Below are 13,008 nucleotides of genomic sequence, written 5' to 3' on the forward strand. Positions count from 1 at the left end.
GACGAAAACGACGAAGCCCGCCGATCGTGAGAACGGCGGGCTTCGTCGTGATATCTGGTGGCTACGCCCTGATTCGAACAGGGGACCCCATCATTATGAGTGATGTGCTCTAACCAGCTGAGCTACGTAGCCTTTGAGGTAGCCATGTCGAGGCAACCGTGTCTAGGTGACCATGTCGAGGTGGACAAAGTCGTCTGACAACGGTTGCGAATACTACCATAACCCGATGAAACGTCAACGCTTTCCCGGGTTCATACCGCATGCTTTCGACGTCCTGCGCCGTGGTCGGTCTCAGACGTTGAAACGGAAGTGCATGATGTCGCCATCCTTGAGCACGTAAGTCTTGCCCTCGAGACGCCACTTGCCGGCTTCCTTGGCACCGTTCTCGCCGCCCAGCGCCACGAAGTCCTCGTAGCCGACGACTTCCGCGCGAATGAAACCTTTCTCGAAATCGGTATGAATTACGCCGGCCGCCTGCGGTGCGGTAGCGCCGATCTTGACCGTCCAGGCACGCACTTCCTTCACGCCCGCGGTGAAGTAGGTCTGCAGGCCCAGCAGGCCGTAGCCGGCACGGATGACACGATCGAGACCGGGTTCTTCCATGCCCATCTCTTCGAGGAACATGGCGCGCTCTTCGTCTTCGAGCTCGGCGATCTCGGCCTCCAGCTTGTTGCAGACCGGCACCACCACGGCGTTTTCCTGAGCCGCGATCTCGCGCACGGTATCGAGATGGGGATTGTTCTCGAAACCGTCTTCGTTGACGTTCGCGATGTACATCGTCGGTTTGAGGGTCAGAAAACCGAAGCTGCGCAGCTGATACTGCTCGTCGGCGTCGAGCCCGAAGCTGCGCAACGGCTGGCCTTCGGCCAGATGCGGTTGGATCCGGTCGAGGATCGCCTTGGTCGCGATCGCATCCTTGTCGCCGCCCTTGACCACGCGCGTCAAACGCTGGATCGAGCGTTCGACGGCATCCAGATCGGCCAGTGCCAGCTCGAGATTGATGGTCTCGATGTCGGCGGTCGGGTCGACCTGGTTGGCGACGTGGATCACATTGTCGTCGTCGAAGCAGCGCACGACATGAGCGATGGCGTCGGTTTCGCGGATGTTGGCCAGGAACTGGTTACCCAGTCCTTCGCCCTTGGACGCGCCCTCGACCAGCCCGGCGATGTCGACGAACTCCATCGTGGTCGGTACCACTTTCTGCGGCTTGACGATCTCGGCGAGTTTGTCGAGACGCGGATCGGGCATTGGCACGATCCCGGTATTGGGTTCGATGGTGCAGAACGGGAAGTTTTCCGCGTCGATACCGGAGCGTGTCAGCGCATTGAAAAGAGTCGATTTACCGACGTTGGGCAAACCGACGATGCCGCAATTGAAGCCCATAATGTGATCCTGAGAACGGTATGATCCTGAAGCCAGCATGCTTTTGGGGACGTTCGGGTCGCGAGACACGAACGACAGCACGACAAACGAATGGCGGGCATTCTACGGGACGCGGCCGACAGGGGCCAGACTCTTGCCAGCTACGAGCTACGAGCTACGAGCTACGAGCTACGAGCTACCCGAGCTACCGAGCGAATCAGTCAGGCTTGAAACTGTGCAGCCGGTTCATGGCCTTGGCCCAATTGCCAGCGAGAGCATCGGGGAGGGTATGGACGGTCTCGGTTAGGACGTCGTCGATCAACTCGCGTTCTCGCTTGCCAGGGCGGCCGAGAACATAGTGGGTGACCAGTTTGGCGCTGCCGGGATGGCCGATGCCGACTCGGAGCCGGTGGAAGCCGTTGGCATTGGCCGACGCGCTGATGATATCTCGCAGACCGTTATGCCCACCGTGTCCGCCGCCCGTCTTGTAGCGGGCGCAGCCAGGGGCGATATCGAGCTCGTCATGGGCGACGAGAAGCTCGTCCGGTGCGATCTTGAAGAACTGGCACAGCGCGGCCACCGAGGCACCGCTGCGATTCATGAAGGTGGTGGGGTTGAGCAGGTGAATATCGTGCTCGCCCAGGCGGACCTTGGCATAAAGGCCCAGAAACTTGCGTTCGGGGCGCAGCGTTTCCGCTGCGCCCCGAGCGATTTGTTCGACCAGCCAGGCGCCGGCATTGTGGCGGGTGTCTTCGTATTCCGGCCCGGGATTACCCAGGCCGATGATCGCTTTCACTGCCATGCCGACTACCTGTTGTCCGGTCTATGACGGAAGATTACTCGCCGTCTTTCGGTTCGCCATCTTCGTCGACGCCTTCACCGGCGATCTCGTCGTCGCTGGCGACGGTCGGGTGCGTGACGCTGACGACGCCGGCATCGTGCTCTTCACCATGGCTGAGCTCGACCAGAGTCACGCCTTCCGGCAGCTTGATGTCGGACAGGTGAATGGTCTCGCCAAGTGCCAGGTCAGCCACATCGACTTCGATGTATTCCGGCAGCTTGGACGGCAGACAGCTGATCTGAACGTCGTTGTTCTGGACGTGGAGTACGCCGCCCTCGTCCTTGACACCTTTGCACGACTCTTCGTTCAGGAAGTGCAGCGGTACGTTCAGGGTCAGTTCGTGAGTCGCATCGACGCGCATGAAGTCAGCGTGAGTGATCAGGGCCTTGTAGGGATGGCGCTGCAGATCACGGATGACGACCTGCTCGCTCTTGCCGTCGATACTGATGTCGATGATCGAGGAGAAGAAAGCTTCGTCTTCGATCGCCTTGTAGAAGGCCGGCTTGTCGATGGTGATCGGCTGCGGTTCAGTGGAACCGCCGTAGATGATGGCAGCGACCTGTTCGTTCTTGCGGCGCAGGCGGCGGCTCGCACCTTTCCCCAGCTCCTGACGAACATTGGCGGTCAGAGTGTAATGATGGGACATTGATTGTCACCTCTAATAGTCAAGTAATGGAAAGCGGCATCGCCCGCGACCAGACGATGCCGTTCCAGTAGGGGCCACTGCCGTCACGGCAGTAGCCCGCGTATCCGCGCGTGATTCCCTGTCGCTATGAACAACCGCTATGAACAACCTATCGTCATGAAACAGCCGAGAAGGTCATTACGAGAGGGTCGTTACACGTGCGATCAGTGGAACATCGCGCTGACGGATTCCTCGTTGCTGACACGGCGAATGGCTTCGGCGATCAGGCCGGCGACCGTCAACTGACGGATCTTGCCACTACGACGTGCAGGTTCGGAGAGCGGTATGGTATCGGCAACGACGAGTTCGTCAAGCACCGAACCACTAATATTGTCCACGGCCGGCCCCGAAAGGATCGGGTGGGTGGCGTAAGCGACCACGCGACGGGCGCCGCGCACCTTCAATGCTTCGGCAGCCTTGCACAGCGTGCCGGCGGTATCGACCATGTCGTCGACCACGACGCAGGTTCGATTCTCGATTTCGCCGATGATGTGCATTACCTGGGCCTGGTTGGCCTGAGGGCGACGTTTATCGATGATCGCGAGGTCGACATTGAGCTGCTTGGCGATGGCGCGGGCACGGACCACGCCACCGACGTCGGGGGAAACCACGACCAGATCGTCGTAATTCTGGCGCTCGATATCGTCGAGCAGAATCGGCGAGCCGTAGACGTTGTCCACGGGAACGTCGAAGAAGCCCTGAATCTGATCGGCGTGAAGATCCATGGTCATGACCCGATCGACTCCAGCCTTGACCATCATGTCGGCAACGACCTTGGCCGAGATCGGTACGCGGGCCGAACGCACACGGCGATCCTGACGGGCGTAACCGAAGTAGGGCACCACGGCAGTGATGCGGGTCGCCGAAGCACGCCGCAGGGCGTCGACCATCAGGATCAGTTCCATCAGGTTGTCGTTGGTCGGGGCGCAGGTCGATTGCAGGATGAAGACATCCTTGCCGCGGACGTTTTCGTTGATCTCGACGGCTATCTCGCCATCGCTGAACTGGCCTACCGTGGCATGGCCGAGTCGGTTATCCAGACTCTCGGCTACCTTGGTGGCGAGGCCGACGTTGGCGTTACCGGTGAAAACCATCAATTTAGACACGCGCGGCCACCTTATGAGAGCGGTTGAAGGTCGGTGAGGACATTCGTTTCGAACCAGGATGGGTGACAAGGCGACAGAGGGAAGACGAGACAAGAGGCAGGATGTCGAAGACACCACGCGTGCCCGCCGACGATACCCGGGAGGATCGTCGAGCTACGTCGAGACGGCAGGAAAAACAACCGCAGCGCCGGTGGGGAAATCGTGTGGGCTGAATGGCCATCGCGTCCCGGTTTCCGTATGCAGGCTTATCGAAATTCAGGAAGTGGCTGGGGTACCAGGATTCGAACCTGGGAATGCTGGTATCAGAAACCAGTGCCTTACCACTTGGCGATACCCCAGCAATTCAATCGCGCTCATTATGCGCAAAAGCGTCAACCGTTGGCTAGGTCTTGACGGAAAACCAGCCGTGGGATCATCAACAGTCTGAGAAGTCTGACAAAAACCGCGTAATCGAAGCGGTCCTGGCAGCACTGACGGTATGGTGACATCACGTCTGTATTCTGTCCAAACCCTTGGCTGCTTTCAGGGCATGGTGCAGCGAAGAAACATCGCTGCTGCGTGCCTTGAAGGCGTGCCATTCGTCCGGAAGCTCGAGCAGTACCTGCTCGGCGTGCGCTTCGTCCTTCAACGGGCAGAAGACGCAGGCTCCGGTCCCTGTCAGCATCGCCTGACCCTGTCGGCCAAGCCAGGTCAGTGCGCGATCGACCTCGGGATATTGCGCTCGCACGGTGCGCTCGCAATCGTTGCGCCACACGGTGTCCGGGGAGGCCCGGTCGAGTGCGCGTCGCATACTAATGACCGGGCTGTCGCGTGTCAAACCGGGGTCGCCGAAAATCGCTGCGGTGGAAATCTCGATGCCGGGATGGATGACGACGAACCAGCAGGGCGGCAGTTCGACGGGGACCAGACGCTCGCCGACGCCCTCGGCCCAGGCGGTATGGCCGCGCACGAAGACGGGGACATCGGCGCCCAGTTCCAGCCCCAGTGCCGCCAGCCGTTCGATCCCCAGGTCCAGCCCCCACAGATGATCGAGTGCCAGCAGCGTGGTTGCGGCATTGGAGCTGCCGCCGCCCAGACCGCCGCCGATCGGCAGGCGTTTTTCCAGTTCGATGATCGCGCCCTGGCGGCAGCCGGTTTCGCGCTGAAGGCGGCGAGCAGCGTGCACGATCAGATTGTCCTCGTGGGCGACACCGGTCAGTGCCGAGCCCAGTTCGATGTCATGGCTATCGGGCGTCGCGGTGAAACGCAGGATGTCACCATGGTCGAGAATCTGAAACAGTGTCTGCAGCGAGTGATAGCCGTCCGGACGACGGCCGGTGATGCGCAGCAGACGGTTGAGCTTGGCCGGCGCGGGCAGGGTCAGCGTTGTCATGGGGCCGCGTCTGATGAAGTTGGGCTGGGTGTGTCGTTCGATGCCCCGTCCGGCATCGCTTCAGGCTGCCACTGATTGACCACCAGCGTGGCGCGAATGTCGTCGTAGGTCATGACCAGCCGGCTCGGCAGCCACAGCGACCCGGCGTAGGTCCAGTCGCGATAGCGGATGTTCCAGCCATCCTGCTGCAGTGTCTTGGGAAACCCCAGCTCGTCCTGGGTCTGATCGTGGGCACGATGAGGCGCCGGCAGGCCGCGAACCCAGTAATCCAGCGACGAGATCGGCAGCGACCACCCCAGCTGCTGCTGCATCAGGGCCTCCGGAGACGAGGCTTCGAAGCGGCCGTCACCCGTGGTCAGACTGACGCGGCCTTGCTTGCCTTCGAGCACGCTGCGTCCGGCGCCAAAGGGTCCGCTGATCAACATGCGATAGTGATCGGGGGCCTGGGACCAGTCGAGGTTGGCGCTGCGACTGTCTTCGGCGGTTCTCAGACCCACCTTGCCGGCCACTTGCCAGGTATCGAGCGCGACGAGATCGTCCTGCTGGCGCTGCCAGTCATCGGGCTGGCGCGGTACGTCCGGCGCTGGCGCCTGTCCGGCGCAGCCGGCCAGCCAGGCGACCACCAGCAATGTGCCAAGCGGCTGCCACCACCGAGTGCGCGGCGTCGCGGCGCGATATGGGCTTTCGGTGGCCGGGAAAGAGTATGGCATCGGGTTATCCTGTAAGTGCAAGAAGAGATGCGAAGCGATCGGCGACGGCAACCATCGACGTCCAGCTCGAGAAGGGGAGCGACCTCGGCTAGGGGGCCAATTGCGGATAGCGTTTCAGGAGGTCGTCGATATCCGGGTGAGAGTCACTGCCCGCCAATGCCGACTCGACCAGTGCGCGGGCCTCGGACTGCTGCTCCAGCGTGACCAGAACCTCGGCCAGGTGCGCGGCCACCTCTTGATCCGGTTGTCCGGCGTAGGCGCGGCGCAGGTAGCCCAGCGCTTTCTGCGGTTCACCGCGTTTGAAATGGACCCAGCCCAGGCTGTCGAGAATGGCCGGGCTCTGCGGCTCGAGAGCATGCGCCCGTTCGATGAGATCCAAGGCTTCGTCGAAGTGCTCGGTGTTTGTCGCCAGGGTATAGCCGAGCGCGTTGAGGGCTGCGGCATTGTCGGGATCGCGAGCGATGACATCGCGCATCTGGGTCATCATCGTCTCGACGTTGCCACGCTCGAACTCTCTCATCGCCCGGGTGTAGAGCAGATCGGTATCATTCGGTGACTGCTTGAGGCTGTCGGCGAGCAGGGCATCGGCGGCAGGAGTCTGTCCGTCGTGGTCGAAGGCCTGAAGGCCGATCTGCGTCAGCGATCCGCGCTGCCCGGGATGACGCAGCATTTCGATGCGCAGGAATTGCTGGGCGTCTTCGGCACGGTCGTTGGCGATCAGCATCTGCGTCGCCACGGCGCGGGATTCGAGGAATCCGGGCCCGGCCGGCACCTGTCGATAGTAGAGCAGAGCGTTATCGATCTCGCCCTGAGTCTCGGCGATGCTGCCCAGCACCAGATAGGTCGCCGGCGGCGTGTCGTCGCGATCCAACAGGGGTAGCAGCAGACGGCGTGCTGGATCCAGCGCCCCGGCATCCAGGTAGAGCTGCGCGAAGCCGATGCGCAGCGACGGCGTATCGTTGTATTGCGCCAGCAGCTGATCGATCTGGCGTTCAGCGGCCGCGACGTCGCCACTGGCAATTTCGGCCTGGGCCAGCGCCAGCAGGAATCGGCTGTCGTCGGGGGCGAACTCGCGCCCACGGCGTGCCGTCGAAGCCGCCTCGGCATAATCGCCGGCATCCAGGGCGATCTGCGATCGGGTGAGCCACAGCTCCGGCAGCTCGGGGTGACGGCGGGTCAGTTGCGCCAGCCGTTGTCGTGCGTCGTCGAGCTGACCATTGGCCGCCTCGAGCCGGGCGGTCGCCATCTGGGCGTCGGCATGATCCGGGTTGGCCGCGGTAAAATCGCGTAGCTGGGCGATCAGCGGCGGCAGATCCGCCTGTGACTCCACCATCAGGTCGGAGAGTTCGAGAAGCTGGGCATCCTGTTCGGCGCGAGCGAGCTTGAGCCTGTGACGTAGTGCCGCAGGCCAATCGCCGCGGTCCACTGCGATACCCGATAGCAGCTTTTCAGGGGCCGGGTCCTGCGGTGCCAGCTGCTGCCAGCGGGCGGCGGCCGATTTCAGCAGTGACGTATCGTCGGTGTAGCGAGCCGCCAGGGTGGCACGCTCGGCCAGGTCGGCGGAACGATAACGGTCGGCGGCTGCCAGATAGCCCTGGGTGGCACGGTGGAAGTCGCCGCGCTGACCGGCCATTTCCGCCAGCAGCACCTGCGACAGGCCCGAGGCATCGAACCCCTGGGTGATCGGCGGCGCCGTGGCCATGGGGTCGTCCAGGGACATGGACGCGTTGTCAGCCGACATGCTTTGACAGCCAGCCAGCAGGGCCGCACAGCTGGCGGCGTAGAACAGACTTTTGGGCATGCCGTCCTCGAGATCGATCAATCGCTCCAGCATAACGGTTGGCGGCCGGGGGTCAATCTCCCGGCACGCGCCATCGGCGTGATTCATTGCCTGCTAAGCGTCTTTTGGCTGTGCTAAAATGGCGCCGCCTGGCTGAGCGGACCACAATAGGCTGTGCTTCTGACCAGTACCGTGCTTCATCCCGATTTCCATGCCGATGTATGGCGCGCGGCTTCGACGGCCTTCGCAGACGCAAAGGTCGGGTCCACGCAAGACAATTGACCGTGATTTCATGACGCTGCTAGCTCTGGGTATCAATCATAGAACGGCTGCGGTCGACATGCGCGAGCGTGTTGCCTTTTCGCCGGCACAGCTCGAGTCGGCGCTGAGCCAGCTGCGGGCGTTGCCCGACGTGCGTGAGGCGGCAGTGCTTTCGACCTGTAACCGCACCGAGCTCTACTGCATCACCGTGGCCGACGGCGAGAGCCAGCTGCTCGAGTGGCTGGGCGCGTTTCACGGCATGCCGGCGCAGGAGCTTCTGAGTTGCGCCTATCACTACCATGAGGGCGAGGCGGCGAAGCATCTGATGCGGGTGGCGGCCGGGCTGGATTCCATGGTGCTGGGGGAGCCGCAGATTCTGGGCCAGCTCAAGGATGCCTACCAGATCGCGCGCCAGCATGCGGGTCTCGGCAGCGAGCTCGAGCGTCTGTTCCAGCAGACGTTCTCCGTTGCCAAGCAGGTTCGCAGCGAAACCTCGATCGGCGAAAATCCGGTCTCGGTCGCCTATGCCGCCGTCAGCCTGGCCAGTCGAATCTTCGACGATTTCAGTCGTGCCCGCGCGCTGTTGATCGGTGCCGGTGAAACGGTCGAGCTGGTGGCCCGTCACTTGCGTGAAGCGGGCATCATGGGGTTGACCGTCGCCAACCGCACGCTGGCGCGGGCTCAGGCGCTGGCGGAGACCTGCGACGCCAGGGCAATCGAACTCAGCGCGATTCCCCAGGCGCTGGAACAGGCTGACATCGTCATCGCCTCCACCGCCAGCGAACTGCCGATTCTCGGCAAGGGCATGGTCGAACGCGCGCTCAAGGTGCGCCGCCATCGCCCCATCTTCATGGTCGACATTGCGGTGCCTCGCGATATCGAGCCCGAAGTCGGCGATCTCGATGATGTCTTTCTTTATAGCGTCGACGATCTTCAGCAGGTGATCGCCGAGAACCGGCGCCATCGGGAAGTCGCCGCGCGTCAGGCCGAAGTGCTGATCGAAAGCGGCGTCAACCACTGGCTGCACGAGCGACGGGTGCGCGGCGCCGGCGACCTGATCCGCCGTTATCGCCAGCACGGCGAGACACTGCGGCGCGATTCCGAGTCCGAGGCGCTGGCGCAGCTGGCCCGCGGCGAGGATCCCGAAGCGGTCATCAAGCGACTTTCCCATCAGCTCGCCAACAAGCTGATGCACGGTCCGACCCTGCGCCTGCGCGAGGCGTCGGGCCAGTCCCGCCACGATATCATCCAGGCCGCCGATAGCTTGCTCATCGAAGGGCCCGCCACGACACAGGACTCGGTATGAAAACACAGGACTGGGCATGAAAGCGTCTTTACGCGAACGACTCGATGCCTTTCAGGAACGTTTCGAGGAGCTATCGGCGCTACTCTCCGAACCCGAGGTGATCACCGACCAGCCACGCTTTCGCGATTATTCCCGCGAGTATGCCGAGCTCGAGCCGCTGGTCGCAGCCTGGCTCGATTATCGGCGCACCGAGGGCGATATCGAGGCGGCCGACCAGATGCGCCAGGACAGCGACCCGGACATGCGCGAGCTGGCCGAGGAGGAGTGGCGCGCTTCCCGGGCGCAGCTCGATGAGCTCGAGGAGGAGGTCAAGCGGCTGCTGGTGCCGAAAGATCCGGATGACAACAACAACGTCTTCCTGGAAGTCCGCGCAGGGACCGGCGGTGACGAAGCCGCGTTGTTCGCCGGCGATCTGTTTCGGATGTACTCGCGCTATGCCGAAAAGAAAGGCTGGGGCGTGGAAGTGGTCAGCGCCAGTCACGGCGAGCAGGGCGGTTACAAGGAAATCATCGCTCGGGTTAAGGGTGATAACGTCTACGCCGCCTTGAAGTTCGAGTCGGGCGCTCACCGCGTGCAGCGGGTGCCGGCGACGGAGTCCCAGGGCCGCATTCACACCTCGGCTTGCACGGTCGCGGTGATGCCGGAAGCGAGCGAAGTCGGCGATGTCGATGTCAATAGCAACGATCTGCGAATCGATACGTTCCGTTCCAGCGGCGCCGGGGGCCAGCACGTCAACACCACGGATTCCGCCATCCGCATTACCCACCTGCCGACCGGGCTGGTGGTGGAGTGCCAGGAAGAGCGCAGTCAGCACAAGAACCGGGCCAAGGCGATGTCGCTGCTGGCGGCGCGATTGAAGCAGGCCGCCGTCGACACGCAGCGCCAGCATCAGGCCGATACGCGGCGTTCGCTGGTGGGGTCGGGCGATCGCAGCGAGCGAATCCGAACCTACAATTTTCCTCAGGGGCGTCTTACCGACCACCGTATCAACCTGACGCTCTACAAACTCGTCGAGATCGTCGCCGGCGATCTCGACGAGGTCATTCGGCCGCTGGTCAACGAATACCAGGCCGATCAGCTGGCGGCGCTGCAGGGCGAGTGATGACGATAGACGATGCCTTGCGTGAGGCGACGGCGCGATTGAGTGCATCGCCGACACCGCGACTGGATGCCGAAGTGCTGTTGGCCCATCTCTGCGAGCGCAGCCGGACCTGGCTCTACACCTGGGGCGATCGTGCCCTGACGGACGATCAGACCGCTCGCTTCGACGCGCTGCTCGAGCGGCGTGGCGAAGGATGGCCGGTGGCCTATCTGACCGGTTCACGCGAATTCTGGGGGTTGGACATTCAGACGTCGCCGGCGACGCTGATCCCGCGTCCCGATACTGAGCGTCTCGTCGAAGTGGCGCTCGAGTCGGCCACGGTGGCGAACGGCGAGCTGCTCGATCTCGGCACCGGCACGGGGGCGGTGGCACTGGCCTTCGCCAGCGAGCGTCCCGGCTGGCAGGTGACCGGGGTCGACCGGGCCGCTGACGCCGTCCGCCTGGCGCAGTCGAACGCCGAGAGACTGGCGATAGCCAACGTGCGCTGGCTGGAGAGCGACTGGTTCTCCGCGTTGTCCGGGCAACGTTTCGATATCATCGTCGCCAACCCGCCTTACATTGCTGCCGACGACCCCCACCTGACGCGGGACGATGTCCGCTTCGAGCCACGCTCGGCACTGGTGGCCGAAGCCGCCGGCCTTTCCGATCTCGCATGGTTGGCCCGGCACGCCTCCGCCTACCTGAAGCCGGAAGGCTGGCTGTGGATGGAACATGGCTACACGCAGGCCGAGACGGTGCGTCACACGCTGATGCATTTTGGCTTTCTAGGCGTCGTTTCGCGACAGGATCTGGCGGGGCACGAGCGAATAACGGGTGGGCAGGGGCCTCGCTGATGGCGGCGATGCCGTCCCGCTTTCCGTCATGTCGCGCGATTGGCGTTGAACGCTTAGCGTTGAACGATAGTTGCCAGGCCAGTTAGTGAATCGTAACCGCTCTGTGATAGTAATAATCCCGCTGCGAGCGACGGGTCGATGAGTGTCTGCTCGTTGATCCTTTCGCCACGCGTTCGGATGGCCCTCGTTCGGCCTCGTGCCATTCACGGAGCGCTTCTATTCACCGGCTGGAACAATTACACCAATGAAAGCCAAGTCTCGATCACTCGATCGAATCGATCTCAACATCCTGCGCTGTCTGCAGGATAATGCCCGTATTTCCTACGTGGATCTGGCTTCGCAGGTGGGTCTGTCGACAACGCCTTGCCTGGAGCGGGTCAAGCGTCTGGAACGGGCGGGTATCATCCGCGGCTACAAGGCCGTGCTCGACCCGCAGGCCCTGCGCGCCAATCTGCTGGTGTTCGTCGAGATCAGCTTGAACACGCAGTCGCCGTCGGTCTTCGACGAGTTCCGCAAGGCGGTCGCCACACTGCCGCAAATTCAGGAATGCCACCTGGTGTCGGGTCAGTTCGACTATATCCTCAAATGCCGTATTCCCGAGATGTCGGCCTATCGTCAGCTGCTGGGAGACGTGGTGCTGACGTTGCCGGGGGTCAAGGAATCCAAGAGTTACGTCGTGATGGAAGAGGTCAAGGAGGAGTTGGCGTTGCCGATCCCCGATCTCGATCCGGAAGACGCTCGATAACGCCCAGGAGCGGTAGCCGATGACGGCCGTTCCTGCGTTTCAGGAAGGTTCATGAACGACGAAGCACTGTTACGCTACAGCCGCCATATCATGCTCGAAGAGATCGACATCGTCGGTCAGGAGCGGCTGCTGGCTTCCCGCGTGCTGATTATCGGCGCCGGGGGGTTAGGCTCCCCGGCCGCGCTCTATCTGGCCGGCGCGGGAGTCGGGTGTCTGTCCATTGCCGATGACGATGTCGTCGAGCTGTCGAATCTGCAGCGTCAGATCGCGCACACGGAGGCCTCGCTGGGCCAATCCAAGGCGAGATCGGCTGCTGCCACCGCCGGCGGTCTCAATGCCGGTTGCGAGATTCGTCCGTTGGAGACCCGTCTCGTCGGCGATGCCTTGCTGGCGGAGGTCGATGCTGCGGATGTAGTGCTGGACTGTACCGACCGATTCTCCAGTCGCTTCGCGATCAATCGGGCCTGCGTCGATACTCGCACGCCACTGGTCAGCGGCGCTGCCATTCGTTTTTCGGGTCAGCTCGCGGTATTCGATCCGCGTCAGCCGGCATCCCCCTGTTATGCGTGCCTTTATGGCGAGCACGGAGATGACGACGCGCTGACCTGTGCCGAAAGCGGGGTGGTCTCGCCGCTGGTGGGCGTGATCGGCAGCTTTCAGGCGCTGGAGGCGATGAAGCTGATCAGCGGGGCCGGCCAGCCCCATCGCGGTCTCTCGACCTTCGATGCCTTGACCGGGCAGTGGCGCCATTTTGCGCTTTCGAGAGATCCCGAATGCTCCGTATGCCGTCGTCATTAGGCGATCGTGTCTCCTCAGGGGTTGTCATGATCGAAAGCCCGATCCCTTGGCGGTGAACTTGAGTCGGTAGTTCGGTTTCATCCAGTATTACTAAAGTATGTGAAAAT

At 62.6% G+C, this 13,008-nt stretch carries 12 protein-coding genes and 2 tRNA genes; 5 read left to right on the forward strand and 9 right to left on the reverse strand.

What is annotated here, in order from left to right; translation table 11 throughout:
* Positions 1-55: 55 nt before the first annotated feature.
* From ACUN9V_RS04360 to ACUN9V_RS04400, 9 genes are all read right to left on the reverse strand, one after another.
* Positions 56-132 (reverse strand) — tRNA-Met (locus ACUN9V_RS04360).
* 159 nt (positions 133-291) lie between these two features.
* Complete coding sequence (gene ychF, locus ACUN9V_RS04365) at positions 292-1,383, reverse strand: redox-regulated ATPase YchF (protein WP_075561223.1); 1,092 nt, start codon at positions 1,381-1,383, stop codon at positions 292-294.
* 196 nt (positions 1,384-1,579) lie between these two features.
* A complete protein-coding gene (pth, locus tag ACUN9V_RS04370) occupies positions 1,580-2,164 on the reverse strand; it encodes an aminoacyl-tRNA hydrolase (protein ID WP_445510478.1) in 585 nt (194 codons plus the stop codon).
* 34 nt (positions 2,165-2,198) lie between these two features.
* A complete protein-coding gene (locus ACUN9V_RS04375; RefSeq protein ID WP_075561225.1) occupies positions 2,199-2,849 on the reverse strand; it encodes a 50S ribosomal protein L25/general stress protein Ctc in 651 nt (216 codons plus the stop codon).
* Positions 2,850-3,052: 203 nt separating this feature from the next.
* A complete protein-coding gene (locus ACUN9V_RS04380) occupies positions 3,053-3,994 on the reverse strand; it encodes a ribose-phosphate pyrophosphokinase (RefSeq protein ID WP_188113771.1) in 942 nt (313 codons plus the stop codon).
* Positions 3,995-4,257: 263 nt separating this feature from the next.
* Positions 4,258-4,332: transfer RNA gene (locus ACUN9V_RS04385), tRNA-Gln, on the reverse strand.
* Positions 4,333-4,481: 149 nt separating this feature from the next.
* A complete protein-coding gene (gene ispE, locus ACUN9V_RS04390) occupies positions 4,482-5,366 on the reverse strand; it encodes a 4-(cytidine 5'-diphospho)-2-C-methyl-D-erythritol kinase (protein ID WP_445510479.1) in 885 nt (294 codons plus the stop codon).
* Positions 5,363-6,076 (reverse strand): lipoprotein insertase outer membrane protein LolB, encoded by a 714-nt coding sequence (gene lolB / locus ACUN9V_RS04395; protein ID WP_445510480.1) that lies wholly within the window; start codon positions 6,074-6,076, stop codon positions 5,363-5,365. Before lolB ends, ispE begins: the two co-directional genes overlap by 4 nt.
* Before the next feature lie 88 nt (positions 6,077-6,164).
* On the reverse strand, positions 6,165-7,877 hold the full coding sequence (locus ACUN9V_RS04400; protein WP_445510481.1) for a tetratricopeptide repeat protein: 1,713 nt from the start codon (positions 7,875-7,877) through the stop codon (positions 6,165-6,167).
* A gap of 271 nt (positions 7,878-8,148) precedes the next feature.
* On the opposite strand from ACUN9V_RS04400, the gene hemA reads away from it, so the two are divergent.
* From hemA to ACUN9V_RS04425, 5 genes are all read left to right on the forward strand, one after another.
* Positions 8,149-9,423, forward strand: coding sequence for a glutamyl-tRNA reductase (gene hemA / locus ACUN9V_RS04405; protein ID WP_110691946.1), 1,275 nt, complete (start codon positions 8,149-8,151; stop codon positions 9,421-9,423).
* A gap of 16 nt (positions 9,424-9,439) precedes the next feature.
* Positions 9,440-10,525, forward strand: a complete 1,086-nt coding sequence (gene prfA / locus ACUN9V_RS04410; RefSeq protein WP_445510482.1) for a peptide chain release factor 1 — start codon at positions 9,440-9,442, stop codon at positions 10,523-10,525.
* Positions 10,525-11,358, forward strand: coding sequence for a peptide chain release factor N(5)-glutamine methyltransferase (gene prmC / locus ACUN9V_RS04415; protein WP_445510483.1), 834 nt, complete (start codon positions 10,525-10,527; stop codon positions 11,356-11,358). Before prfA ends, prmC begins: the two co-directional genes overlap by 1 nt.
* A 244-nt stretch (positions 11,359-11,602) precedes the next feature.
* Complete coding sequence (locus ACUN9V_RS04420; protein WP_445510484.1) at positions 11,603-12,103, forward strand: Lrp/AsnC ligand binding domain-containing protein; 501 nt, start codon at positions 11,603-11,605, stop codon at positions 12,101-12,103.
* Positions 12,104-12,154: 51 nt separating this feature from the next.
* Positions 12,155-12,901, forward strand: a complete 747-nt coding sequence (locus tag ACUN9V_RS04425) for a HesA/MoeB/ThiF family protein (protein ID WP_445510485.1) — start codon at positions 12,155-12,157, stop codon at positions 12,899-12,901.
* The last annotated feature ends 107 nt before the right edge of the window (positions 12,902-13,008 follow it).

The organism is Salinicola sp. V024 (genome assembly GCF_052645315.1).

What these genes read in the sequence shown, in the direction of transcription:
- ychF (WP_075561223.1), bottom strand. Translation starts at nt 1,383, where the DNA reads ATGGGCTTCAATTGCGGCATCGTCGGTTTGCCCAACGTCGGTAAATCG.
- pth (WP_445510478.1), bottom strand. Translation starts at nt 2,164, where the DNA reads ATGGCAGTGAAAGCGATCATCGGCCTGGGTAATCCCGGGCCGGAATAC.
- ACUN9V_RS04375 (WP_075561225.1), bottom strand. Translation starts at nt 2,849, where the DNA reads ATGTCCCATCATTACACTCTGACCGCCAATGTTCGTCAGGAGCTGGGG.
- ispE (WP_445510479.1), bottom strand. Translation starts at nt 5,366, where the DNA reads ATGACAACGCTGACCCTGCCCGCGCCGGCCAAGCTCAACCGTCTGCTG.
- lolB (WP_445510480.1), bottom strand. Translation starts at nt 6,076, where the DNA reads ATGCCATACTCTTTCCCGGCCACCGAAAGCCCATATCGCGCCGCGACG.
- ACUN9V_RS04400 (WP_445510481.1), bottom strand. Translation starts at nt 7,877, where the DNA reads ATGCCCAAAAGTCTGTTCTACGCCGCCAGCTGTGCGGCCCTGCTGGCT.
- hemA (WP_110691946.1), top strand. Translation starts at nt 8,149, where the DNA reads ATGACGCTGCTAGCTCTGGGTATCAATCATAGAACGGCTGCGGTCGAC.
- prfA (WP_445510482.1), top strand. Translation starts at nt 9,440, where the DNA reads ATGAAAGCGTCTTTACGCGAACGACTCGATGCCTTTCAGGAACGTTTC.
- prmC (WP_445510483.1), top strand. Translation starts at nt 10,525, where the DNA reads ATGACGATAGACGATGCCTTGCGTGAGGCGACGGCGCGATTGAGTGCA.
- ACUN9V_RS04420 (WP_445510484.1), top strand. Translation starts at nt 11,603, where the DNA reads ATGAAAGCCAAGTCTCGATCACTCGATCGAATCGATCTCAACATCCTG.
- ACUN9V_RS04425 (WP_445510485.1), top strand. Translation starts at nt 12,155, where the DNA reads ATGAACGACGAAGCACTGTTACGCTACAGCCGCCATATCATGCTCGAA.